We start from the raw sequence: 23,190 nt of genomic DNA on the forward strand, positions 1-23,190 counted from the left end.
CTGAACCACTTCGGACCTGGGCCGCGTAAGCGCTCTCACGAGGACGCTACGCGGAACGGGAGCCGGCTTTGATCAACAGGAGGATGTTCCTCGGCGGCGCGGCGGCGGTGGCCGCCGCCGCGCCCGTCGTTATCGCGGTCACGTCGTGGACCGGCGACGCCAAGGCCGCCGCACCGGCCGCGCTCACGCTCAGAGCCGTCAACCAGACCGGCACACACGCCGACAGCGAGTTGACGATGTACATCGTCGGCACCGATCCGGCCGGCCACCAGGCGTTCGTCCGGGCCGACGGCAGCCTGCAGGCGGTGTCCGCCTCGCTCAACGGTCCCGACGGCTTCGCCGATCTGAGCATTCCGTTCGGCACCACGGTGAATCTGCCCAAGATGTCCGGCCGGGTGTACTTCGCCGCCGGCGCCAAGCTGCCGTTCAAGGTCGTCAACGGCACGGCGTTGCAGTTCCCCGCCGGCTGGGTGTCGAGCGATCCCAGCTTCGGCGTGCTGCACGACTGGATCGAGTTCACGTTCAACGACGCCGGCATGTTCTGCAACACCACGATGGTGGACATGTTCAGCATGCCGCTGGCGATCCAGCTCACCGGCAAGGCCAGCCAGACCACCGGCACCCTGAAGGCCGGCGGCCGGGCGGCGATTCTCCAGGCGCTCGCCAAGGATCCGGTGTTCGGCAAGTTGGTGGTGGACAACGGACAGCGGGTGATGGCGCCCGGGCACGGCATCGAGGCCGGCGTGTTCCCGGCCGACTTCTTCGACTCCTTCATCGACCAGGTGTGGACCAAGTACTCGACCACGAACCTGGTGGTGAAGACCGACACCAACACCTTCACCGGTCGTGTCTCCGGCGACGTGCTCCAGTTCGACAACGGCGTCGCGCCGATCAAGCGCCCGTCGACCAGGGACGTGCTGTTCTGCGACGGCGCCCTGGCCGCCCCCAACGACGGCGTGACCGGGCCGGTCGCCGCCATCGTCGCCGCCGGCTTGAACCGCGGCACCCTGCTCGCCTCCGCCAACCAGCCGGTGACCGACCCGAAGGCGTTCTACGCCAACGCGAAGCCGCACCTGTACGCGAAGGTGATGCACGACAACAGCGTCGACGGCCACGCCTACGGGTTCGCCTTCGACGACGTGGCCAACTTCGCCGCGTTCATCCAGGACCCCGCGCCCACGGCCATGACGGTGACCTTGACACCGTTCTAGGGTGCGTGGAGCCGGCAGGGGCGGGCGCCAGCCGCCCCTGCCGGTCTTTTCTCAGGCCATCTCCAGGCTGAACCGCTGGCTGGCGTCGTCGATCGCCAGGATGCGCACCCGCACCCGCTCGCCGTCGGCCACGGTCTTGACCTGCGGCAGCAGACCGTCGAAGCCGCCCACCCGCACGAAGGCGCCGAACGGCAGCACCTTGCTCACCGTGCCGTCGACGACGTCGCCGACCGTGTGGCCGGCCAGGAACTCGTTCCAGTTCTCGGACATTCGCTTCTCACCTCCTCTCCATCGCGCGTGTCCCGAACGGACGAATGCGCGCGGAGGCGGGCCACGGGCCCGCGAGGCGGTCACGCCGTGGCCGGGTACCCGATCCGCTCGTGGCTCAAGGCCGACCCGGCAGTCACGTCGGCGAGCCTAGCCGTAAATGCGTTGACCCTCCAGTAGGTGGAGACTTCACCGTTGTGGGCGTGAACGGGGACGACGACCTGTACGGGATCGGGGAACTGGCCAGGCTGACCGGCCTGTCCGTGCGGACCATCCGCTTCTACTCCGACTCCGGTCTGCTGCCCCCGACCGAACGCACCCACGCCGGCTACCGGATGTACGACATCCACGCGCTGACCCGGCTCCGGTTCGTTCGCACGCTGCGTGAGCTCGGCGTCGACCTGCCGACCGTGCACCGGGTGCTCTCCCGCGAGGTGGGCATCCCGGAGCTGGCCGCGGAGCACGCCGAGGCACTCGACGTCCAGATCAGGACGCTGCGGCTGCGACGGTCCGTGCTGCGCGCGGTGGCCAAGCGAGGGTCGAGCCCCAAGGAGTTGGAGATGGTGCACGAACTGGCCCGCATGACCGAGGAGGAGCGGCAGGCGATCCTGGACGACTTCTGGGGAGAGGTCGACGCGGACCTGCCCGAGTCGGACACCGCCGCCTGGATGCGCAAGGTCCGCGCCGACCTGCCCGACGATCCCACGCCCGAGCAGGTCGAGGCCTGGATCGAGTTCGTCGAACTGGTCCGTGATCCCGACTTCCGCGCCAAGATCCGGTCGATGGCCGTGGCGAACGCCCGGATGACCGAGGAGGGCGACGACTCCACGGTCGTCTCCGAGGCCTGGCAGACCGCCTACGAGCAGGCCCTGACCAAGGTCACCGAGGCCATCGCCGCCGGCGAGACCCCGGAGTCCTCGACCGGCCGGCGCATCGTCGCCGACCTGCGCGCCGCCCTCGCCGCCGCCCTCGGCCGCGACGACGACGCCGAGTTCGCCATCTGGCTCGGTCGCCTCTACGACACCTTCGCCGACGACCGCGCCGAGCGGTACTGGACCCTGCTCGGCGTCATCAACAGCTGGCCCGAGTACCCCAGCCCCAAACCGGCCCGCGACTGGCTGACCGCCGCCACCAGGGCCGGCGACTGGACCAGCGGCACCCAGATGCTGGAGATCCCGGAGGCCCGCGACTAGCGGCCCGGCGGCTGGTCCATCGGCACCCAGATGCCGGAGATCCGCGACTGGCGGTCGACCCCTCCTCGGCCGGTCGCTTGACCAGCAGATTCCCGCTTGTCCACAGGCCCCGGGTTATCCACAGCCACCCCCAGACCAAGATCCACCACCGCCCGCCGCGGATAGGCTGGCGACGGGGCGGCCACCCCTGGGAGTGGTGGGGGATGTGGCCAGTGACGGGACTGCGGCCGGCCGGTTTTGTCAGGGGTGGCGGGCAGGGTGGCGTCATGGCGACATGGCAGCAGTTCGAACGGGAAGCCCCGGATCTGGCCACCGAGGTGCGGCGCGTGCTGACGGCGCAGGTGAGCCATGTGCTCGCCACGGTCCGCCGGGACGGCTCGCCCAGAGTCAGCGGCACCGAGGTCGCGTTCGACGGCCCCGAGCTGACCATCGGCTCCATGCTGGGCGCGATGAAGGCACGGGATCTGCTGCGGGACGGGCGGTTCGCGTTGCACTCCTGTCCCGGTCCCGACGGCGACGCCAAGCTGTCCGGTGTCGCCGTCGGGGACGCGTCGATGAGCGAGCACCACAAGTTCCGGCTCGACCTGCGGCAGGCCGTGTTCACGGGCATCGGCGACGACGGCAAGCACCTGCTGATTCAGGTGTGGCGGCCGGGCCGGGAGGTGGAGCAGATCAAGCGCTACTGAGCGCGTCGAGTTCGTGCAGAATCGTGACATGAGCGAACCGACGCCGTCCGTGCCGGTGGTCCGGCTGCCGTCCCGCCGGATGGTGGCGGGCGTGGTGCTGCTGGTGGCCGGGGTGTTGGCCATCGGCGGCACCTTCGCCGCCTTCTACACCTTCACGGTGGCGTTCCCGCTCGGGTTGTCGCAGTTCAGCCACACGTTCGTGGTCACGTCGTGGGTCAGCGACTACCCGACCTACGGGCTGCCCTTCGGCGCCACCAGCCGCACCAACTACTTCGGCGTGCCGGCGCTCGTGGCCGGGGCGCTCGCGCTCTACGGCGCCGACCTGCTGCTGCGCCGCCGCGCCGAGACGCCACGCCAGGTGACACAGGTGCGGCTGTTCGCGATCGCCGCCACCGGCCTGGTCGCCGGCTACGTGTGGTTCGGCGTCACCAACCTCGTCGACTCGATCGCCAGCAGCGCCGGGGCCAGCACGTACACCTTCGACACCGGTGCCGGCATGTGGCTGCTGATCGCCGCGGCGCTGCTCGGCGCGCTCAGCTTCGTGTTGATGCTGGGCCTGGCGCCGGAGGCCACCCCCGCCCCCGCGCCGGTGGCGGCCGCGGTGGACGAAGAGGTGGTCGTCTACCAGGTCGACGTGGACACGCCGCCGATGGGCTTCGAGGTGCCGGTCAACCTGCCGCCCACCGACACCTACCAGCCGCCCGAGAAGCCGCAGGGCACCTAGAACACCGACAGGCCGCTGGCCGTGGTGAACGCGTCCAGCGCAGCGACGGCCGCCACCGAGTTGCCGGCCGGGTCCAGGCCCGGGCTCCAGGCGCAGACCGCGCCCCGGCCGGGAATGATCGCCAGCACCCCGCCGCCGACCCCGCTCTTGCCCGGCAGCCCGACCCGGTACGCGAACTCGCCGGCCGCGTCATAGGTGCCGCAGGTCAACATGACGGCGTTGATCTGCTTGGCCTCGCTGCGGGCCAGCAGCCGCCGGCCGTCGGCCCGAATCCCGTGCCGGGCCAGGAACCGGCCGGCCAGCGCGAGATCCCGGCAGTCGGCCTCGATGGCGCAGTGCTCGTAGTACTGCCTGAGAACCGTGTCCACGTCGTTGTCGAGATTGCCGTGGCTGGTTATGAAATGCGCGAGTGCGGCATTGCGGTGCCCGTGCTCCGCCTCCGATGCGGCGATGGCGGCATTCGTTGCCAGCTCAGGGTTTCCGGACTCGGCGCGAAGGAACTGGCGTACGGATTCAGCCGCGTCGCCGGTGAGGCCGAGCAGTCGGTCGGTCACCACGATCGCGCCGGCGTTGATGAACGGGTTGCGCGGGATCCCGTGCTCGGTTTCCAGCTGCACCAACGAGTTGAACGGATTGCCCGACGGCTCGCGCCCCACCCGCCGCCACAGCGCGTCGCCTCCCTCGGCGAGTACCAGGGCCAGCGTGAACAGCTTCGAGATGCTCTGGATCGAGAACGCCTGGTCGGCGTCGCCGGCCTGGAACACCTCGCCGTCAACCGTCGCCAGCGCCATGCCGATGGCGTTCGGATCGGCACAGGCCAGCGCTGGAATGTAGTCCGCGACCTTGCCGTGCCCGAGGTGGGTCCGGGCCGCGTCGACCGCGCCGTCGATCAGCTCCTGGTAGTTCACGTCGCCATTGTGTTGCACTTTTGCCCGAACTGACACCTCGGCGCGGTGTGCTTGGGGCGCCGCTTGCCCGCAAGGAAGCGATCGGTCGCTATGGCAACCACTGAGTGCGTGGCGCGTCTCTATGGCCGACAAGATCGGGCGGACCGGGGACACGCAACCTTCGTGTGTCGCGCACGTCCAATCTCATGAAACCGGATAACTCGAAGAGACCGAACCGGGGGACAACCGTGAAGATTAACCGAATCATCGCTGGTGCTGCGGGTGTCGGCATGCTGGTGATCGCGCTGACCGGCTGTTCCGGGACTTTTACGATCAGCCCGGCAACGTCCAGCAGTTCGCCGCAGCCGACGACCAGCAGCGCATCGGCACCAGCCGTAACCGGCACTCCGGCCGTGCAGCCCACTAAGGTGCCGTCGCCCAATACGACCCCTGTGCCCAATTCGACCCCTGTGGGTGTGCCGAACAAACCCGACACCAGGTGCACGAACCAGATCAATTACGCAGGCGATGACCGCTCGAACGCGGAAATCAACTCGATCGGTTCGGACACCGGCTATTGCCCGCCGTTTCAGCACAAGTCCGACGTCAAGTGCTCGGACCAGTACGTCTACACGAATGACAGCCGCTCGAACGCGGAAATCAACTCGATCGGCGAGGACACCGGCCACTGCCCGTTCCAGAACGGCTGACGGTCCCACCAAGCCTGCGAACGAAGAAGAGGCACCCTACCGCCGCTCGGGTGCCCCTCCCCGTTGACGGCTCAGGGAATGTGGATCCCGGAGATGGCGCGGGAGATCACCAGGCGCTGGATCTCGGACGTGCCCTCGAAGATGGTGAAGATCTTGGCGTCGCGGTGCATGCGCTCGACCGGGTGCTCACGGGTGTAGCCTGCGCCGCCGAGGATCTGGATGGCGCGTTCGGTCGACCAGACGGCGACCTCGCTGGCCTTGAGCTTGGACATGGAGCCCTCGCCGGCCTCGAAGGGCACGTTGTTGCGGCCCATCCAGGCGGCCCGCCAGACCAGCAGACGCGCGGCGTCGATCTCCATGCGCATGTTGGCCAGGTCGAAGGCGATGGACTGGTTCTCGATGATCTTGCGGCCGAAGGCCTCGCGGTCCTTGGCGTACTCCAGGGCGTAGTCGTAGGCGGCGCGGGCGACGCCGACGGCCATGGCGCCGACGGTGGGGCGGGTGGTCTCGAAGGTGGCCATGGCGGCCTGCCCGCCGGCCCGCTTGCCCTCGCGGGCCCGGGCCAGCCGGGCCTCCAGGCGCTCCTTGCCGCCGAGCACGCAGCGGCCGGGCACCCGCACGTCGTCGAAGAACACGTCGGCGGTGTGCGAAGCGCGCAGGCCGTGCTTCTTGATCTTGCGGGTGCTGGCGACGCCAGGGGTGCCGGGCGGCACGATGAAGCCGGCCTGGCCGCGGGCGCCCAGCGCGGGGTCGACGACGGCGGTGACGACGTGCACGTTGGCGATGCCACCGTTGGTGGCCCACGCCTTCTGCCCGTTGATCACCCACTCGTCGGTGGCCTCGTCGTAGCGGGCGCGGGTCCGGTAGCCGGAGACGTCGGAGCCGGCCTGCGGCTCGGAGGCGCAGAACGCCGCCACCTTGGGGTCGTTCTCGTCGCCGAAGCACTCCGGCACCCACTCGGCCAGCTGCTCCGGCTCGCCGGCGGAGAAGATGCCGGCCACCGCGAGCCCGGTGCCCATGATCGCCAGCGCGATGCCGGCGTCACCCCAGAACAGCTCCTCGGTGGCCAGCGGCAGCGACAGGCCGATCGGGTCGGCGAACCAGGTCGCCAGCGACTCGAATCCGTAGAGACCGATCTTGGCGGCCTCCTGGATCACCGGCCACGGTGTCTCCTCGCGCTCGTCCCACTCCGGCGCCGCCGGCCGGATGACGTCCTTGGCGAAGCCGTGGACCCAGTCACGCAGGTCGCGCTGGTCCTCGTTGAGTTCGAGGGAGAAGCCGGCCATGGGGAGTTTGTCCTCTCACGCCTTGGGGATGTCGAACAGGCTCATGAAGCCGGCCGCGAAGCCGAGGTCGCCCTTGACCTTGAGCTTCCCGGTCATGAACAGCACGGGGGCAGACGCGTTGCCGGTGGCCAGCTTGAGGAATTCCAGCGGGGCCAGCGTCACGGTGGCCCGCGGCTCGTCCTCGCCGTCCTTGGTGATGGCGCACGCGCCGTCGTCGATGTGGACCTGATAGCGGTCGAAGTCCTCGCCGTTGATCAGGCGGAAGTGCACGACAGCTCGGGTGGAGCCGGCCCGCTCGGTGCGGAAGTGCACCTCCATCCGCCGGAACACCTCGTCCAGGATCGGCCCGCGCAGCGCGGGCGCGGCCATCACGGCCTCGATCTGGTCCTTGGACGCCCGCGAGATGATCCGCGCGAAGTCCTGCGGCGGCATCGCGCTGAGGTCGAACTCCGCACCGCCGTCGGCCGCCTCGGTGAAGGAGGACAGCAGCGCCACGAACTCGTCCTTGCTGAGTTTCTTCGGGTCGATCGATGCCAACTGCTCGATGTCGGCCATAACCCCACCTCCGCGTACCTACTGGCCAGTAAGCCTACTGTGTAGTAGGTACGTCGGCAAGCTAGCCTGCATCGAATGCGGACTAATGACGCGGCCGGTCGGGTCCGGGCCAAGCGGCTGCCACGCGAGGTGCGTGAGCGGCAGATCCTCGACGCCGCCGTCGAGGTCTTCTCCCAGCGCGGCTACCACGCCGCGTCGATGGACGAGATCTCCGAGGTCGCCGACATCTCCAAGCCCATGGTCTACGCCTACCTGGGCTCCAAGGAAGACCTGTTCGCCGCCTGCATCCGCCGTGAGGCCACCCGGCTCATGGAGGCCATTGCCGCCGGTGTCAGCGAGGCCGGCGACCGTCCGGACGTGCAGCTCTGGCACGGCCTGCGGGCATTCTTCGGCTTCGTCGGCGAGTACCGGGGCAGCTGGCAGGTCCTGCACCGCCAGGCCAGCGCCCAGGGTGGTCCCTTCGCCCAGGAGCTCATGGACATGCGCCGCCGGGCCATCAGCCTCGTCGCCGCCCTGCTGACCAACACCTCCGACAGCGACGCCGCGTCCCTGCACTCCGACGCGATGGCCGCCGCGCTGGTCGGCGCCGGCGAATCGCTGGCCGACTGGTGGCTCGACCACCCCGAGGAGTCCGCCGGCGCCGTCGCCGCCCGCCTAATGAACCTGGTCTGGATGGGCTTCGGCAACCTGGTCGACGGCCAGGTGTGGCAACCGCCGAAGTAGTTGTCCACAGCCTCGTCGCCGGCCCGAGGGTTGTCCACAACCGAGCCTGCTTCAAGATCAGCTGGGTGTTTCCGCTGGTAGACTGGCCTCGGGGTCGCCCCCCTGGGATTGGGTGGGGGCTAAGGTGCCGCTGAGATGAGGCTTTCCCGTGCGCACGTCGTGGACGGCGAACTCCCAACCGCCAGCGACTGGAGAGGCGCTGAAGCCGACCTTGGCCGGCAGCAGCACGGGCAGCTTGAACCGAACGTCGACGGTGTACGAGGACGGCAGCCGTTCCGAGAGAGCGGCGAGGCTGCGGGCCTTGGTCCACATCCCGTGGGCGATGGCCCGCCGGAAGCCGAAGAGGCGAGCGGCCAAAGCGTTGAGGTGGATGGGGTTCCGGTCGCCGGAGACAGAGGCGTAGCGGCGGCCGATGTCGCCGGGCACGGACCACACGGCGGACGGCTCGGGCGCATCGCCGGCGGACGAACCGCTGGAGCCGGTGCCCGAGCGGCGCAGATAAGTGCTCACATCGGTCCACACCACGGCGGAATCGACCAGCAGCTCGCTGACAACGTCGAACTGGTGGCCCCGCTCGTGCGGCCGCAGATCGACGGCCCGTACCCGGAGGTCGAAGTGCTCCGAGGCGAGAACGGGCCGCGAGACGGTGATGCGGTTTCCGATATGAACCAAGCCGGGCAAGGGAAAAGGGAAGCCGGGAGAGGTCATCAGCCGCATCTGCAACGGAAAAGCCAGCACGTGGGGGTAGGTGGCCGGCAGCTCGTCACGGAGGCCGAAGCCGCAAACCCGGTTGTAAGCGGCCAAATGCTCCACGCAGACGGCCACCTCGGAGCGGGACAGCTCATGGTCGGGCAGCGAGGAGCCGCCACGGCGGAAGCTGGTCAAGGCCGCACGCAGGTACATCACGCCCCCAGCAGGCTCTGACCGCACACCCGGACGATGTTGCCGTTGACCCCGGACGACGCCGGATTGGCATACCAGGCAATGGTTTCCGCGACGTCGACGGGCAGGCCGCCCTGGGACATGCTGTTCATCAGCCGCCCGGCCTGCCGGATGACCAGCGGCACGGCGGCGGTCATCTTGGTCTCGATGAAGCCGGGAGCGACGGCGTTGATGGTGCTGCCGCGGCTGGCCAGCTCGGGGGCCAGTGACCGGACCATGCCGATCACGCCGGCCTTGCTGGTGCCGTAGTTGGTCTGGCCGACATTGCCGGCGATGCCGGCGATGGACGAGACCCCGACGATACGGCCGTTGCGCCGCAAGGCATCGGCGCGCAGCAGCCCGTCGTTGACCCGCAGCTGGCTGGCCAGATTGACCGACAGCACGGCGTCCCACTGGGCCTCGGTCATCTTGGCCAGGGTCTTGTCCCGCGTGATGCCGGCGTTGTGCACGACGATGTCCACGCCCTCGTGCCGCAGCTGGAAGTACTCGACGAGCCGCGCGGGCGCGTCCGGCGCGGTGATGTCCATCTGCACGGCCGAACCGCCGACCCGATTGGCGACGTCGGACAGTTCAGCGCCCTGCGCGGCGATGTCGAGGCACACGACGTGCGCGCCGTCCCGGGCGAGCACCTCGGCGATGGCGGCGCCGATGCCCCGCGAAGCGCCGGTGACCAGGGCGACCCGGTCGGCGAGCGGGTGTTCCCAGTCGACCGGCTCGATGACCTCGGCGGCCCCGACGCGGATCACCTGCCCGGACACGTAGGCAGACTTGGCGCTGAGCAGGAAGCGAAGCGTCGACTCGACGTTCGGCTCGGCGCCCTCGGAGACGTACACGAGCTGGGCGGTGCCGCCGGCGCGCAGCTCCTTGGCGACGGAGCGGACAAACCCCTCCAGCGCCCGCTGCGCGACAACGGCCGGCACGCTCGTGAGCTCCTCGGGCGGGGTGCCGAGCACCACGACCCGTCCGCACGACCCGAGCTGCCGGATCACCGGGTTGAAGAAAGAGTGCAGGGTCCGCAGCTGCTCGGGGCTGTCGATGCCGGTGGCGTCGAAAACGAGCCCGCCGTACGGGCCGTCCCCGCCGGTGGCGTGTGCCTTGAGCACGGCGTCGAGCCGGCCGGATCCACCGGTCAGCACCGGACCCGCCAGCGCCGGCTGCCCCGGCCGGTAGCGCCGCAGCCGGGCGGGCCGCGGCAGCCCGAGCCGGCTGGTGACGAACCGCCCGAAACCGGACTGGGCGAACTGGAGGTACGGATCTGACATGCGAGACGCCTCCCTACTCGCTGGTAAGTCTACTCATAAGTAGGTTATTGTCGAGGCATGACCCCGACCGTTCAGCGCGTGGCCGTGCTCGGCGGCAACCGCATCCCGTTCGCCAGGTCCAACGGCCCGTACGCCACGGCGTCCAACCAGGACATGCTGACCGCCGCGCTGGACGGCCTGGTCAGCCGGTTCGGGCTGCAGGGCGAACGGGTCGGTGAGGTGGTCGCGGGGGCGGTGCTCAAACACAGCCGCGACTTCAACCTAGCCAGGGAAGCGGTGCTTGGCAGCCGGTTGTCGCCGCTGACCCCCGCCTACGACCTCCAGCAGGCCTGCGGCACCGGCCTGCAGGCGATCATCGCCGCGGCCAACAAGATCGCGCTGGGGCAGATCGACTCGGCCGTCGCCGGCGGCGTCGACACCACCAGCGACGCCCCGATCGGCGTGAACGAGGGCCTGCGCCAGGTGCTGCTGGAGTTCAACCGGGCCCGCACGCTCGGGGCCCGCCTGCGCGCGGCGACCAAGCTGCGCCCAACCCACGTGGTGCCGAACATCCCACGCAACGCCGAGCCCCGCACCGGCATGTCGATGGGCGAGCACGCGGCGATCACCGCCAAGGAATGGGGCATCGCCCGCGAGGACCAGGACGAGTTGGCGGCGGCCAGCCACCGCAACCTCGCCGCCGCCTACGAGCGCGGCTTCTTCGACGACCTGGTCACGCCCTACCTCGGCCTGACCCGCGACCAGAACCTGCGGGCCGACACCAGCGTGGAGAAGCTGGCCAAGCTCAAGCCGGTCTTCGGCGACACGATGACCGCCGGCAACTCCACCCCGCTCACCGACGGCGCCTCGGTGGTGCTGCTGGCCAGCGAGGAATGGGCCGAGCAGCACCGAATTCCGGTGCTGGCCTACCTGACGTGGACCGAGACGGGCGCCGTCGACTACGTGCACGGCGAGGACGGCCTGCTCACCGCTCCGGTCTACGCGGTGCCGCGAATGCTGGAGCGCGCCGGCCTGACGCTGGCGGACTTCGACTTCTACGAGATCCACGAGGCGTTCGCGTCCCAGGTGCTGGCCACGCTCGCGGCCTGGCACAAGAACGGCCTCGGCGACATCGACCGCACCAAGCTCAACGTCAACGGCTCCTCGCTGGCGGCCGGCCATCCGTTCGCCGCGACCGGCGGCCGGATCGTCGCCACGCTGTCGAAACTGTTGAACGAGAAGGGCTCTGGTCGCGGTCTGATCTCGATCTGCGCTGCGGGTGGCCAGGGCGTCACCGCGATCCTGGAGAAGCCCTAACTTCTTCCCGTGTGGCCGAGGGCGATGAAGACGAGACAAGCAACGGTGGCGTAGTCGATCTGGGGCGGCTGCTGGCCCTGTCCGACGGCGTGTTCGCCATCGCGATGACGCTGCTGGTGCTGGACATCAGGATTCCCGACGAGGTGCACGGCGAGGAGTTTCTGCGCGCCTTGGCCGGGCTGCAGCCGGCAATCGTCGGCTACCTGATCAGCTATCTGGTGATCGGCGTGCTGTGGCTGGCGCACCACCGGCTGTTCCGCGGGCTGCGGGTGCGGCAGGCCCGGATCATGGCGTTGAACGTGGTGATGCTCGGGCTGGTCGCCGTGCTGCCGTTCCCGTCCTCGCTGCTGGCCAAGCACGGCGACGAGCCGCTCTCCTTCGCGCTCTACGCCGCCAACGTCTGCGCGGTGTTCGCCGTGCAGGCCGTGATCATCGCGGTGGCCCAGCGCCACGGCGACATCGAGCCGATGCCCGGCCGCTTTCCCCGACTCGGCTGGTACTTCCGGCCGATCGTGGCCATCGTGGTCTTCACGGTGTGGGCGGTCGTCGCCGTCTCCGGATACCCGGGCCAGGCCAACTATGCCTGGTGGCTGCTGGTGCCGCTGATCCTCGCGATGCGCCAGCTAAACAAATCTAAGCCAGTATTGCCCCAGTCCTAGATACTGGTAGAGAAGCCCAGACGGAACCGCAGCCGACACACGACGGCGGAGGTGGTGCGCCCGATGCAGCGCGCAACCACCGCGCCGCGGCGGTTGCGCAGCATGCGCTCCCACAGGGCCGCCGGCTCGATCTCGCCGATCAGCACCACCACCTGCTCGTCCTCCAGCGAGTTCACGTAGCGGGCGACCGGCGGGCCGAGCACCCGGTGCTGGGAGTCCAGCAGCACCAGCGGCACCTCCGGCCGCCACTCCTGCCAGTCGGCCTGGAACTGCCGGGCCTTCTCCTGCTCGTCGTCGAACGTCACGTGCACGGCCACCACCCGGTCGCCCATCGACAGCGCGGTCGACAGGCACTCCGCGGTCAGCTTGGTGATCGCCACCACCGGCACCACGACCACCGAGGACGTGCGGCGGGGCCGCTTCGGCAGGGTGCCGACGCCGATGTCCTTGCCGATCCGGTCGTAGGCCCGCTTCACCAGGCTGAACAGCACCACGAAGATCGGGATCACCAGCACGATCAGCCAGGCGCCCTCCAGGAACTTGGACGCGGTGACGTCGATCAGCGCGGCGATGGTCAGCACCGCGCCGAAGCCGTTCAACAGGGCCTTGGGCAGCCAGCCCCGACCCCGTTCAGCCCGCCAGTGCCGGACCATGCCGATCTGGGCCAGCGCGAAGCCGACAAAAACGCCGATCGCGAACAGCGGCACCAGCACGTCGACCTGGCCCTCGGTGCCGACCAGCAGCGCGCCGGACAGCACGGCCAGCACCAGCACGCCGTGCCGGTGCACGAGCCGGTCGGCCCGCAGCCCGAACACGTGCGGCAGGTAGTCGTCGCGCGCCAGCTTCGCGGCCAGCACCGGCAGCCCGCCGAACGAGGTGTTCGCGGCCAGCGCCAGCAGCAGCACCGTGGACAGCTGGATCACCACGTACAGCCAGCCGTTGCCGATCGAGCCCTCGGTGACCAGCGACAAGATCGTGCGGCCCTCGGTCGGACGCACGTCGAACCGCTGGATCAGCACGGCCAGCCCGATCAGCAGCACGCCGAGCACCAGGCCCAGCCCGGCTTCGGCGCGCCGGGCGCGCTGCCGTCGCGGTGTCCGGAACGACGGCGTGGCGTTGGCGATGGCCTCCACCCCGGTCAGCGCCGAACACCCGTTGCCGAACGCGGCCAGCACCAGCAGCACACCCACACCGCCGACGGTCGTCGACTGTGACACGGGCGCGGTGACCTCCGGCCGGAACAGCCCGACCACGATCACCACCAGCACCGAGGCGACGAACACCGCCGCCGGCAGGGCGAACGCCTTGGCGCCGACCACGATGCCGCGCAGGTTCACGCCAGTGACGATCAGCAGCACCAGCACGCACAGCTCGGTCGTCCACGGCAGCAGCCCCGGGAAGGCCGAAGTCAGCGCGGCCACGCCGGCCGCCACCGAGACGGCCACGTTGAGCACGTAGTCGACCACCAGCGACGCGCCAGCGACCAGGCCGGCGCGACGCCCCAGGTACTTGGAGGCCACCGTGTACGCGCCGCCGCCGTCCGGGAACGCCTGGATCACCTGGCGATAGCAGGCGATCAGCACGCCCAGCAGCACGACGATCGCCAGTGTCACCGGCAGTGTCCAGCCCAGGCCTGCGGAGCCGGCCGCGGCCAGCACCAGCACGATCGCCTCCGGCCCGTAGGCCACCGACGCGATGGCGTCCAGGCCGAGCCCGGCCATGCCGGTGATCGCGGTCAGCCGGTGCTTCTGGTCGTCCCCGCCGGATAAGCGGGCCGGCCGGGTCGCAGTTGTCGTCACGCCCGCACTGTGCGACCGCGCTCGACCGCCGCGCACCCTCCTTGACGGCTTCCTAACGTGTGAGTTTGGCGCGCTGACCTGCTGCGAACTGGGGCAGCAGCTCCCTGATCACCTCCTCGTCCCCGGTCATTGACACGCACACCAGATAGCGGCCGGCGGCCATCCAGCAGACCCCCAACTTGCCGCCGTTGTCGCGGTCGGTGAGAAAGGCCCGGTACGGATCGAGGCCGTCCATCCGCAGCGTGGACGGCGCGAGCGCGCGCAGGATGGCCAGCGGGCCCTCCTCGTTGCCCAGCTCCACCAACATCACGTGGGCGTTCGCGGCCGCCGACGCGAAGCTGCGGAAGTGGCCGCCGAGCAGGCCGTGGCTGCGAAAGGTCAGCGCCTGGTCGCCGTGGCTGCCCCAGGCCGCCGCCGGCATGGACACCAGCCGGTAGTTGCGGTCCACCGCCGACTCCCGGCTCATCACGAAGCCGGCCGGCACCTCGCTGACCACCAGTTCGGCCCGCTCCTGGTCGCGCTCCCCCGGCTCGTCACCGAGCAGCGCGACGAACGCCCGCAGATCGGCGCCGCCGTTCTCGATGGCCTCCATCATCGAGCGCAGCGCGGCCAACTCCTGGCGCAGCGCGTGCCGGCCGGCCTCGGTGATCGAGATCCAGGTGCGGGGCTTGCGGTCCTCGATCACCTTGTCGGTGTCCACCAGCCGCGCGTCCTCCAACACCCGCAGGTGCCGGCTCAGCCCGCTGTCGGGCTGGCCGAGCAGGTCTCGCAGCACGGTGAACGCCATCCGCGGCTCGGTGCTGAGCACGGTCAGAATGCCCAGCCGAACCCGCTGGTGGACCACGTCGTCCAGTAGCTGTGCGGGATGCGCGTCCATCCGGTCCCCTCAACTCGTCGCCTCGTCCGCACTTATCAAATCGTAAGTGCTGCACAGTCCGCAACCGCTAGGGCAGTCTTCCGGTGTATTGAGCCAGCGCTAGACACGCCGATACGGTCCGATGATGGATCCGGTGCGCAACCCGTTCGCCCCCGGGGCCGGGCAACGACCGCCCGAACTGGCTGGTCGGGACCGCGAGCTCGCCGCGTTCGACGTGGTGCTGGAACGGGTCGCCCGCGGCCGGCCGGAACGCAGCCTCGTGCTCACCGGCCTGCGCGGAGTCGGCAAGACCGTGCTGCTCGGCGAGCTGCGCTCGATGGCCGTCAAGCGCGGCTGGGGCGCCGGCAAGATCGAGGCCCGGCCGGACGCCGAGCTGCGCCGGCCGTTGTCGGCCGCCCTGCACCGGGCGATCCGAGACCTGGCGGTGCGACACCGTGACCCGGACCGGGTGGAGGCGGTGCTGGCCGTGCTCAAGGCGTTCGCGCTGCGGGCCAACCCGGACGGCACCAAGCTGCGCGAGCGCTGGCAGCCGGGAATCGACGTGCCAGCCGCGCAGGGCCGCGCCGACTCCGGCGACATCGAGATCGACCTGGTGGAGCTGTTCACCGACGTCGCCGAGCTGGCCCAGGACGTCGGCACCGGCGTCGCGCTGCTCATCGACGAGATGCAGGACGTGCAGCCCGACGACATCTCCGCGCTGTGCGCCGCCTGTCACGAGCTGTCCCAGTCCGGCGCGCCGCTGGTGGTGGTCGGCGCCGGCCTGCCGCACCTGCCGGCGCTGTTGTCAGCCAGCAAGTCGTACTCCGAGCGGCTGTTCCGGTACGTGCTGATCGGCCAGCTCGACCGGGAGGACGCCGACCGCGCGGTGCTGGCGCCGGTGGCCCGTGAGGGCGCGGAGATCAGTCCGCACGCGCTGGACGCGCTGTTCGACGCCTCCAGCGGCTACCCGTACTTCGTGCAGGCGTACGCCAAGGCCGCCTGGGACGCGGCACCGGCCGACCCGATCACCCGGGAGGACGTGGCGATGGCCGCGCCCGAGGCCGAGGCCGAGCTGGCGGTCGGCTTCTTCGGCTCCCGCTACGAGCGCGCCACCCCGGCCGAGCGCGAATACCTGCGGGCCATGGCCGATCTGACCGAGGGCCGCGACGAGGCCGTCGGCACCACGGATGTGGCCGTCTACCTGGGCAAAAAGCCCTCCTCACTGTCGCCGGCCCGGGACAACCTGATCAAGAAGGGGCTCGTCTACTCGGCCGAGCGCGGCCGGATTGCCTTCACGGTGCCGCACTTCGGCCGGTTCCTGCTCGGACGGGAGGAGTAGCTCGTTCGGCCCAGACGGTCACCCGGCCGGATGAACATGGGGTGACACTGGGATGGCTGCCGATGATTCATCGGCAAGTGCCGCACATCACCGGACAAAGTGGTGGTCCGCAGGGTCATGCGGGTGCATACTGGTACTACCGCACCAGAAGCGAGACCTTGAGAGGGATGCAAACCCCATGAACTTCGCCGCGAAGATCCGCGCCCGCCGTGCCGAGGCCCGTACTCGCAGGGCTGTGAGCAAGGCGATCGACGCTGCTGCCACGCCCGCCATGCGCCACGAGCTGATGATGCTCGCCCAGTCGCAGATGCAGGGCCTGCGCTGACCCGAGATTTCCCGACCGGCTAACGCAGCCGCGCCCGATTCGACCCGGGCGTGCCCTCCCAGCTGCGAGCCACCGCCGGTCGGTGCGGGATGCAGGGCCCGCGCCGACCGGCATCACCTCCCCGATGCGACTCCTCCGCACCGGGTCCCCGACGGTTCACTCGAAAGTGACTCAGGTCACACGCCCGGACCGCTGTAACGCGTTCCGTGACGGCAGCGATGAGCCGAATGACCCCGTAGTGCTGTCGGACCCCCGACCTGGCAGCACTGCGGGGTTTCCCATACTCAGCGCGTGACTGTCCAGACGCGCTCTTTCCGCCGGTTGGCCGCCCGCACCGCCACCGAGGTGTTCGCCCCCGCAGTGGTCGTGGTCGCCGTCTCCTTCGCCGTCGGCCTGCACGCCGGCGACACCGTGGGCGCCGGCCTGCTCTGGGGTTTGCTGGCGGCGCTGTTCGCCAGCGTCATTCCCTTCGGCGCGATCCTGCTCGGGGTGCGCCGCGGCCAGCTGAGCGATCACCACGTTGGCCGGCGCGAGCAACGCCGGATTCCGCTGCTGATCGCGCTCGCCTCCGTGCTCGTCGGCTTGGCCGTGCTCGCGCTCGCCGGCGCGCCGCGGGAAATGCTCGCCCTCGTCACGGCCATGTTCGTCGCGCTCGCCGTCACGCTCGTGATCACTCACTGGTGGAAGGTCTCCGCGCACGCCGCGGTCGCCAGCGGCGCCGCCGCCATCCTCGCGCTGACGTACGGGCCGGCGTTGCTCGTGTCCTACGCGGCGGTGGCGATCGTCTGTTGGTCGCGGGTCGAACTCCGTGACCACACCGCGACCCAAGTTCTTGTCGGCGCCGTTCTGGGACTCCTTGTCGGCGGATCGGTGTTCCTACTGCTGCGATGAGCTGGTGTGACGCCGGTCATAGTGATCGTGTTTGAGGCCGTTTTCCGGGGCCTGGCGGGTCGGCGCGCACGGCGCTGACCTGCGGCGATGGATCTTGGGGTGCTCGCGCAGGGGGTCGATTTGGAAGCGTGTTGGATCGGCTGCTAATGTTCTCCACGTACCGCAGGGCAGGACGGAAACGGACGCCAGCGGGTCACCGACAAAGCCACTGAGAAAGTCTGGTAGAGTCAGTGACGCCCGGGACGAACCCCAGGAAATCGGCGAGAACAAGCCGATTTGACAGGGAGAATCCGGACCGGATAAGCTTCAAACACAAGCGAGAGAAACACCAAAGCCCCTGAACGCGGCTTGAAAGAGCCTAGTGACGGTGTGCGTGTGTTCTTTGAGAACTCAACAGCGTACTGTAATAGCCAGTAACAATGAATAACCCCTTAGTGGGTTCCTTTGAGATGGTTACTGAACTGGATTGATGCCAGTTTGTACTAGTCTCGATCAACACAATCCTTATTGGAGAGTTTGATCCTGGCTCAGGACGAACGCTGGCGGCGTGCTTAACACATGCAAGTCGAGCGGTAAGGCCCTTCGGGGTACACGAGCGGCGAACGGGTGAGTAACACGTGGGCAACCTGCCCTGCACTCTGGGATAAGCCCGGGAAACTGGGTCTAATACCGGATATGACCTCTGATCGCATGATCGGTGGTGGAAAGTTCCGGCGGTGCAGGATGGGCCCGCGGCCTATCAGCTTGTTGGTGGGGTAGTGGCCTACCAAGGCGACGACGGGTAGCCGGCCTGAGAGGGCGACCGGCCACACTGGGACTGAGACACGGCCCAGACTCCTACGGGAGGCAGCAGTGGGGAATATTGCGCAATGGGCGAAAGCCTGACGCAGCGACGCCGCGTGAGGGATGACGGCCTTCGGGTTGTAAACCTCTTTCAGCAGGGACGAAGCGCGAGTGACGGTACCTGCAGAAGAAGCACCGGCTAACTACGTGCCAGCAGCCGCGGTAATACGTAGGGTGCGAGCGTTGTCCGGAATTATTGGGCGTAAAGAGCTCGTAGGCGGTTTGTCGCGTCGACTGTGAAAACCTACAGCTTAACTGTGGGCTTGCAGTCGATACGGGCAGACTTGAGTTCGGTAGGGGAGACTGGAATTCCTGGTGTAGCGGTGAAATGCGCAGATATCAGGAGGAACACCGGTGGCGAAGGCGGGTCTCTGGGCCGATACTGACGCTGAGGAGCGAAAGCGTGGGGAGCGAACAGGATTAGATACCCTGGTAGTCCACGCCGTAAACGGTGGGAACTAGGTGTGGGGGGCTTCCACGTCCTCCGTGCCGTAGCTAACGCATTAAGTTCCCCGCCTGGGGAGTACGGCCGCAAGGCTAAAACTCAAAGGAATTGACGGGGGCCCGCACAAGCGGCGGAGCATGTGGATTAATTCGATGCAACGCGAAGAACCTTACCTGGGCTTGACATGCACTGGAAACCAGTAGAGATATTGGCCCCCTTGTGGCCGGTGTACAGGTGGTGCATGGCTGTCGTCAGCTCGTGTCGTGAGATGTTGGGTTAAGTCCCGCAACGAGCGCAACCCTCGTTCCATGTTGCCAGCGCGTAATGGCGGGGACTCATGGGAGACTGCCGGGGTCAACTCGGAGGAAGGTGGGGATGACGTCAAGTCATCATGCCCCTTATGTCCAGGGCTTCACACATGCTACAATGGCCGGTACAAAGGGCTGCTAAGCCGTGAGGTGGAGCGAATCCCATAAAGCCGGTCTCAGTTCGGATCGGGGTCTGCAACTCGACCCCGTGAAGTCGGAGTCGCTAGTAATCGCAGATCAGCAACGCTGCGGTGAATACGTTCCCGGGCCTTGTACACACCGCCCGTCACGTCACGAAAGTCGGTAACACCCGAAGCCCGTGGCCCAACCCGTAAGGGAGGGAGCGGTCGAAGGTGGGACTGGCGATTGGGACGAAGTCGTAACAAGGTAGCCGTACCGGAAGGTGCGGCTGGATCACCTCCTTTCTAAGGAGCACCCAACGCCGGCCCTCGGGTCTGCGGAGGACCGCTTACTGGAGCGAACGTCTTCAGAGCGGTTGCTCATAGATGTGGATGCTGGCTAGAAGCAACAGAACCTGCGGTTCGCTTCGCCTAGTACTGCTCTTCGGAGCGTGGAACGGGTTGTCGGATGGTGAGGTTGGGGTTGTCAGTACGCTGTTGGGTCCTGAGGGAACACGCGATCGTGGTGTTGCTTCAAACCACAGGGTTCGACCTGAGTGCAAACCGGCCACCAGCATGGTGGAGCAAGGTGCCTCGCGAATAGGTTGGGCTTCCTGGTTGTTCTTTGAGAACTACACAGTGGATGCGAGCATCTTTGTGGTCAAGTTGTGAAGAGCACACGGTGGATGTCTTGGCACCAGGAGCCGATGAAGGACGTAGGAGGCTGCGAAAAGCCTCGGGGAGCTGCCAACCGAGCTGTGATCCGAGGGTGTCCGAATGGGGAAACCCGGCCTCAGTCATGTGGGGTCACCCGCGCCTGAATATATAGGGCGTGTGGAGGGAACGTGGGGAAGTGAAACATCTCAGTACCCACAGGAAGAGAAAACAACCGTGATTCCGTGAGTAGTGGCGAGCGAAAGCGGATGAGGCTAAACCATGGACGTGTGATACCTGGCAGGGGTTGCGTTTGTGGGGTCGTGGGATGTTGTTTGTCTGGGCTGCTGACCAGACGGGAAGTCAGAAAGCAGTGTGTTAGTGGAACCAGTTTGGGAAACTGGACCGTAGAGGGTGATAGTCCCGTACGCGAAAACATGCTGTCTTCCTTACAATATTCCCAAGTAGCAGCGAGCTCGTGGAATTTGCTGTGAATCTGGCGGGACCACCCGCTAAGCCTAAATACTCCCTGGTGACCGATAGCGGACTAGTACCGTGAGGGAAAGATGAAAAGTACCCCGGGAGGGGAGTGAAAGAGTACCTGAAACCGTGTGCTTACAATCCGTCAGAGCCTCCTTTGCAGGGGTGATGGCGTGCCTTTTGAAGAATGAGCCTGCGAGTTAGTGGTACGTGGCGAGGTTAACCTGTGTGGGGTAGCCGTAGCGAAAGCGAGTCCGAATAGGGCGTTTTAGTCGCGTGCTCTAGACCCGAAGCGGGGTGATCTAGCCATGGCCAGGGTGAAGCGCGGGTAAGACCGTGTGGAGGCCCGAACCCACCAGGGTTGAAAACCTGGGGGATGAGCTGTGGTTAGGGGTGAAAGGCCAATCAAACTCCGTGATAGCTGGTTCTCCCCGAAATGCATTTAGGTGCAGCGTCGTGTGTTTCGTGGTGGGGGTAGAGCACTGGATGGTCTAGGGGGCCTACAAGCTTACCGAAATCAACCAAACTCCGAATACCATTACGTGAGAGCGCGGCAGTGAGACTGCGGGCGATAAGGTTCGTAGTCGAGAGGGAAACAGCCCAGAACACCAGCTAAGGCCCCAAAGTGTGTGCTAAGTGGGAAAGGATGTGGGGTCGCCCAGACAACCAGGAGGTTGGCTTAGAAGCAGCCACCCTTTAAAGAGTGCGTAATAGCTCACTGGTCAAGTGGTCCTGCGCCGACAATGTAGCGGGGCTTAAGCACACCGCCGAAGCTGTGTCATTCGCACATGTGACCGGCTCCAGTTTGCTGGAGTCCAGTTGTGTGGATGGGTAGGGGAGCGTCGTGTGGGGGATGAAGCGGCAGGGGAACCTAGCCGTGGACACTACACGAGTGAGAATGCAGGCATGAGTAGCGAATGACGAGTGAGAAACTCGTCCGCCGGATGACCAAGGGTTCCTGGGCCAGGCTAATCCGCCCAGGGTAAGTCGGGACCTAAGGCGAGGCCGACAGGCGTAGTCGATGGACAACGGGTTGATATTCCCGTACCCGTGTAAACGCGTCCATGGTGAGGCTAGTGATGCTAACCGCCCGCGAGCCATAGAGTCTTCGGATGATGTGGGGAGTGCGCGGGATCCGATCTAGTAGTAGTCAAGCGATGGGGTGACGCAGGAAGGTAGCTCCGCCAGTCAGTGGTAATACTGGTGTAAGCGTGTAGGCTGTCAGGGTAGGCAAATCCGTCCTGATGTGTAGGCTGAGACGTGATGCGTAGCCGATTGAGGCGAAGTAGAGTGATCCTATGCTGTCGAGAAAAGCCTCTAGCGAGTGTTTATGCGGCCCGTACCCCAAACCGACACAGGTGGTCAGGTAGAGAATACCGAGGCGTTCGGGTGAACTGTGGTTAAGGAACTCGGCAAAATGCCCCCGTAACTTCGGGAGAAGGGGGGCCGAGGGACTTGAAGCCCCTTGCGGGCTAGGGTTTTTCGGCCGCAGAGAGCAGCGAGAAGCGACTGTTTACTAAAAACACAGGTCCATGCGAAGTCGTAAGACGATGTATATGGACTGACGCCTGCCCGGTGCTGGAACGTTAAGGGGACCGGTTAGTCCTTTGGGGCGAAGCTGAGAACTTAAGCGCCAGTAAACGGCGGTGGTAACTATAACCATCCTAAGGTAGCGAAATTCCTTGTCGGGTAAGTTCCGACCTGCACGAATGGCGTAACGACTTCTCGACTGTCTCAACCACAGGCCCGGTGAAATTGCATTACGAGTAAAGATGCTCGTTTCGCGCGGCAGGACGGAAAGACCCCGGGACCTTTACTATAGCTTGGTATTGGTGCTCGGTTCGGCTTGTGTAGGATAGGTGGGAGACTGTGAAGCTGGCACGCCAGTGCTGGTGGAGTCGTCGTTGAAATACCACTCTGGTCGTTCTGGGTGTCTAACCTCGGACCGTGATCCGGTTCAGGGACAGTGCCTGGTGGGTAGTTTAACTGGGGCGGTTGCCTCCCAAAGGGTAACGGAGGCGCTCAAAGGTTCCCTCAGCCTGGTTGGCAATCAGGTGTTGAGTGCAAGTGCACAAGGGGGCTTGACTGTGAGACTGACGGGTCGAGCAGGGACGAAAGTCGGAACTAGTGATCCGGCCATGGCTTGTGGAAGCGTGGTCGCTCAACGGATAAAAGGTACCCCGGGGATAACAGGCTGATCTTGCCCAAGAGTCCATATCGACGGCATGGTTTGGCACCTCGATGTCGGCTCGTCGCATCCTGGGGCTGGAGTAGGTCCCAAGGGTTGGGCTGTTCGCCCATTAAAGCGGTACGCGAGCTGGGTTTAGAACGTCGTGAGACAGTTCGGTCCCTATCCGCCGTGCGCGTTGGAGATTTGAGGAAGGCTGTCCCTAGTACGAGAGGACCGGGATGGACGGACCTCTGGTGTGCCAGTTGTCCCGCCAGGGGCATGGCTGGTTGGCTACGTTCGGAAAAGATAACCGCTGAAAGCATCTAAGCGGGAAGCTTGTTCCAAGATGAGATCTCCTGCCTCCTTTGAGAGGGTAAGGCCTCCTATAGACGATGGGGTTGATAGGCCAGAGATGGAAGCCCTGTAAGGGGTGGAGTTGACTGGTACTAATAGGCCGAGGGCTTGTCTACAAAGACGCTTCGCATCCACTGTGTGGTTCTGAAGGAACCGACCGGCATGACCGGGGCCTGGTGACGGGTCTGGGTTGTGTGTGGTGGTGA

General features: G+C 66.8%; 19 protein-coding genes and 2 rRNA genes. 13 read left to right on the forward strand and 8 right to left on the reverse strand.

All coding sequences use genetic code 11. From position 1 onward, the window contains the following. Window positions 1-68 precede the first annotated feature (68 nt). The gene (locus JJ691_RS39505) at window positions 69-1,211 is read left to right on the forward strand and encodes a beta-1,3-glucanase family protein (protein WP_211764595.1); all 1,143 of its coding nucleotides are present in this window, start codon (window positions 69-71) and stop codon (window positions 1,209-1,211) included. 51 nt (window positions 1,212-1,262) lie between these two features. On the opposite strand, the gene JJ691_RS39510 is transcribed toward JJ691_RS39505, so the two are convergent. Next, complete coding sequence (locus JJ691_RS39510) at window positions 1,263-1,481, reverse strand: S1 RNA-binding domain-containing protein (protein ID WP_211764596.1); 219 nt, start codon at window positions 1,479-1,481, stop codon at window positions 1,263-1,265. A gap of 200 nt (window positions 1,482-1,681) precedes the next feature. Here JJ691_RS39510 and JJ691_RS39515 point away from each other — a divergent pair, with 200 nt between their 5' ends. From JJ691_RS39515 to JJ691_RS39525, 3 genes are all read left to right on the forward strand, one after another. Continuing rightward, the gene (locus tag JJ691_RS39515) at window positions 1,682-2,671 is read left to right on the forward strand and encodes a helix-turn-helix domain-containing protein (protein WP_249227303.1); all 990 of its coding nucleotides are present in this window, start codon (window positions 1,682-1,684) and stop codon (window positions 2,669-2,671) included. A 266-nt stretch (window positions 2,672-2,937) separates the two neighbouring features. Next, on the forward strand, window positions 2,938-3,357 hold the full coding sequence (locus tag JJ691_RS39520) for a pyridoxamine 5'-phosphate oxidase family protein (protein WP_211764598.1): 420 nt from the start codon (window positions 2,938-2,940) through the stop codon (window positions 3,355-3,357). 28 nt (window positions 3,358-3,385) lie between these two features. Then, a complete protein-coding gene (locus JJ691_RS39525) occupies window positions 3,386-4,081 on the forward strand; it encodes a hypothetical protein (protein ID WP_211764599.1) in 696 nt (231 codons plus the stop codon). On the opposite strand, the gene JJ691_RS39530 is transcribed toward JJ691_RS39525, so the two are convergent. After that, entirely contained in the window at window positions 4,078-4,989 is a 912-nt protein-coding gene (locus JJ691_RS39530; RefSeq protein ID WP_211764600.1) for a glutaminase, read from the reverse strand. The genes JJ691_RS39525 and JJ691_RS39530 overlap by 4 nt on opposite strands. Window positions 4,990-5,258: 269 nt before the next feature. Here JJ691_RS39530 and JJ691_RS39535 point away from each other — a divergent pair, with 269 nt between their 5' ends. Then, the gene (locus JJ691_RS39535; protein ID WP_211764601.1) at window positions 5,259-5,678 is read left to right on the forward strand and encodes a hypothetical protein; all 420 of its coding nucleotides are present in this window, start codon (window positions 5,259-5,261) and stop codon (window positions 5,676-5,678) included. Between the two features lie 71 nt (window positions 5,679-5,749). On the opposite strand, the gene JJ691_RS39540 is transcribed toward JJ691_RS39535, so the two are convergent. After that, window positions 5,750-6,964 carry an acyl-CoA dehydrogenase family protein gene (locus JJ691_RS39540; RefSeq protein ID WP_211764602.1) on the reverse strand — a complete coding sequence of 405 codons (1,215 nt, stop codon included), beginning with the start codon at window positions 6,962-6,964 and terminating at the stop codon, window positions 5,750-5,752. A 15-nt stretch (window positions 6,965-6,979) separates the two neighbouring features. Next, a complete protein-coding gene (locus JJ691_RS39545) occupies window positions 6,980-7,519 on the reverse strand; it encodes an SCP2 sterol-binding domain-containing protein (protein ID WP_211764603.1) in 540 nt (179 codons plus the stop codon). A 75-nt stretch (window positions 7,520-7,594) separates the two neighbouring features. Here JJ691_RS39545 and JJ691_RS39550 point away from each other — a divergent pair, with 75 nt between their 5' ends. Beyond that, window positions 7,595-8,242, forward strand: a complete 648-nt coding sequence (locus JJ691_RS39550) for a TetR/AcrR family transcriptional regulator (RefSeq protein ID WP_211764604.1) — start codon at window positions 7,595-7,597, stop codon at window positions 8,240-8,242. 57 nt (window positions 8,243-8,299) lie between these two features. Here the strand turns inward: JJ691_RS39550 and JJ691_RS39555 are convergent, their stop codons facing one another. Then, window positions 8,300-9,145 carry a MaoC family dehydratase gene (locus tag JJ691_RS39555; protein WP_211772002.1) on the reverse strand — a complete coding sequence of 282 codons (846 nt, stop codon included), beginning with the start codon at window positions 9,143-9,145 and terminating at the stop codon, window positions 8,300-8,302. After that, window positions 9,145-10,446 carry a 3-oxoacyl-ACP reductase gene (locus JJ691_RS39560; RefSeq protein WP_211764605.1) on the reverse strand — a complete coding sequence of 434 codons (1,302 nt, stop codon included), beginning with the start codon at window positions 10,444-10,446 and terminating at the stop codon, window positions 9,145-9,147. The genes JJ691_RS39555 and JJ691_RS39560 overlap by 1 nt, the downstream gene beginning before the upstream one ends. 57 nt (window positions 10,447-10,503) lie before the next feature. Here JJ691_RS39560 and JJ691_RS39565 point away from each other — a divergent pair, with 57 nt between their 5' ends. Continuing rightward, window positions 10,504-11,742 (forward strand): acetyl-CoA C-acetyltransferase, encoded by a 1,239-nt coding sequence (locus JJ691_RS39565; protein ID WP_211764606.1) that lies wholly within the window; start codon window positions 10,504-10,506, stop codon window positions 11,740-11,742. Window positions 11,743-11,753: 11 nt separating this feature from the next. After that, window positions 11,754-12,401 (forward strand): TMEM175 family protein, encoded by a 648-nt coding sequence (locus tag JJ691_RS39570; RefSeq protein ID WP_211764607.1) that lies wholly within the window; start codon window positions 11,754-11,756, stop codon window positions 12,399-12,401. Here the strand turns inward: JJ691_RS39570 and JJ691_RS39575 are convergent. Together JJ691_RS39575 and JJ691_RS39580 are read right to left on the reverse strand one after the other, a co-directional pair. After that, entirely contained in the window at window positions 12,398-14,200 is a 1,803-nt protein-coding gene (locus JJ691_RS39575) for an APC family permease (protein ID WP_249227304.1), read from the reverse strand. The two genes, JJ691_RS39570 and JJ691_RS39575, sit on opposite strands and share 4 nt — an antisense overlap. A gap of 52 nt (window positions 14,201-14,252) precedes the next feature. Further along, window positions 14,253-15,077 (reverse strand): transcriptional regulator, encoded by an 825-nt coding sequence (locus JJ691_RS39580; protein ID WP_211764608.1) that lies wholly within the window; start codon window positions 15,075-15,077, stop codon window positions 14,253-14,255. Between the two features lie 124 nt (window positions 15,078-15,201). Between JJ691_RS39580 and JJ691_RS39585 the strand changes: the two genes are divergently transcribed. The 5 genes from JJ691_RS39585 (at window position 15,202) to JJ691_RS39605 (ending at window position 23,100) form a co-directional block, all read left to right on the forward strand. Continuing rightward, window positions 15,202-16,395 (forward strand): AAA family ATPase, encoded by a 1,194-nt coding sequence (locus JJ691_RS39585; RefSeq protein ID WP_211764609.1) that lies wholly within the window; start codon window positions 15,202-15,204, stop codon window positions 16,393-16,395. A gap of 178 nt (window positions 16,396-16,573) precedes the next feature. Next, window positions 16,574-16,720, forward strand: coding sequence for a hypothetical protein (locus JJ691_RS39590; RefSeq protein ID WP_211764610.1), 147 nt, complete (start codon window positions 16,574-16,576; stop codon window positions 16,718-16,720). 291 nt (window positions 16,721-17,011) lie between these two features. Beyond that, on the forward strand, window positions 17,012-17,611 hold the full coding sequence (locus JJ691_RS39595; RefSeq protein WP_211764611.1) for a hypothetical protein: 600 nt from the start codon (window positions 17,012-17,014) through the stop codon (window positions 17,609-17,611). Window positions 17,612-18,115: 504 nt separating this feature from the next. Next, window positions 18,116-19,632: ribosomal RNA gene (locus JJ691_RS39600) — 16S ribosomal RNA — on the forward strand. 353 nt (window positions 19,633-19,985) lie between these two features. Further along, window positions 19,986-23,100, forward strand: a 23S ribosomal RNA gene (locus tag JJ691_RS39605). Together the 16S and 23S rRNA genes form the textbook arrangement of a ribosomal RNA operon. Window positions 23,101-23,190 lie beyond the last annotated feature (90 nt).

The sequence above is a fragment of the Kutzneria sp. CA-103260 genome, from assembly GCF_018263855.1.
Classification (GTDB): Bacteria; Actinomycetota; Actinomycetes; order Mycobacteriales; family Pseudonocardiaceae; genus Kutzneria.

Coding starts and splice junctions, on each gene's coding strand:
- JJ691_RS39510 (WP_211764596.1), bottom strand. CDS start 1,481: ATGTCCGAGAACTGGAACGAGTTCCTGGCCGGCCACACGGTCGGCGAC.
- JJ691_RS39520 (WP_211764598.1), top strand. CDS start 2,938: ATGGCGACATGGCAGCAGTTCGAACGGGAAGCCCCGGATCTGGCCACC.
- JJ691_RS39525 (WP_211764599.1), top strand. CDS start 3,386: ATGAGCGAACCGACGCCGTCCGTGCCGGTGGTCCGGCTGCCGTCCCGC.
- JJ691_RS39535 (WP_211764601.1), top strand. CDS start 5,259: ATGCTGGTGATCGCGCTGACCGGCTGTTCCGGGACTTTTACGATCAGC.
- JJ691_RS39540 (WP_211764602.1), bottom strand. CDS start 6,964: ATGGCCGGCTTCTCCCTCGAACTCAACGAGGACCAGCGCGACCTGCGT.
- JJ691_RS39545 (WP_211764603.1), bottom strand. CDS start 7,519: ATGGCCGACATCGAGCAGTTGGCATCGATCGACCCGAAGAAACTCAGC.
- JJ691_RS39550 (WP_211764604.1), top strand. CDS start 7,595: ATGCGGACTAATGACGCGGCCGGTCGGGTCCGGGCCAAGCGGCTGCCA.
- JJ691_RS39555 (WP_211772002.1), bottom strand. CDS start 9,145: ATGTACCTGCGTGCGGCCTTGACCAGCTTCCGCCGTGGCGGCTCCTCG.
- JJ691_RS39560 (WP_211764605.1), bottom strand. CDS start 10,446: ATGTCAGATCCGTACCTCCAGTTCGCCCAGTCCGGTTTCGGGCGGTTC.
- JJ691_RS39565 (WP_211764606.1), top strand. CDS start 10,504: ATGACCCCGACCGTTCAGCGCGTGGCCGTGCTCGGCGGCAACCGCATC.
- JJ691_RS39580 (WP_211764608.1), bottom strand. CDS start 15,077: ATGGACGCGCATCCCGCACAGCTACTGGACGACGTGGTCCACCAGCGG.
- JJ691_RS39585 (WP_211764609.1), top strand. CDS start 15,202: ATGGATCCGGTGCGCAACCCGTTCGCCCCCGGGGCCGGGCAACGACCG.
- JJ691_RS39590 (WP_211764610.1), top strand. CDS start 16,574: ATGAACTTCGCCGCGAAGATCCGCGCCCGCCGTGCCGAGGCCCGTACT.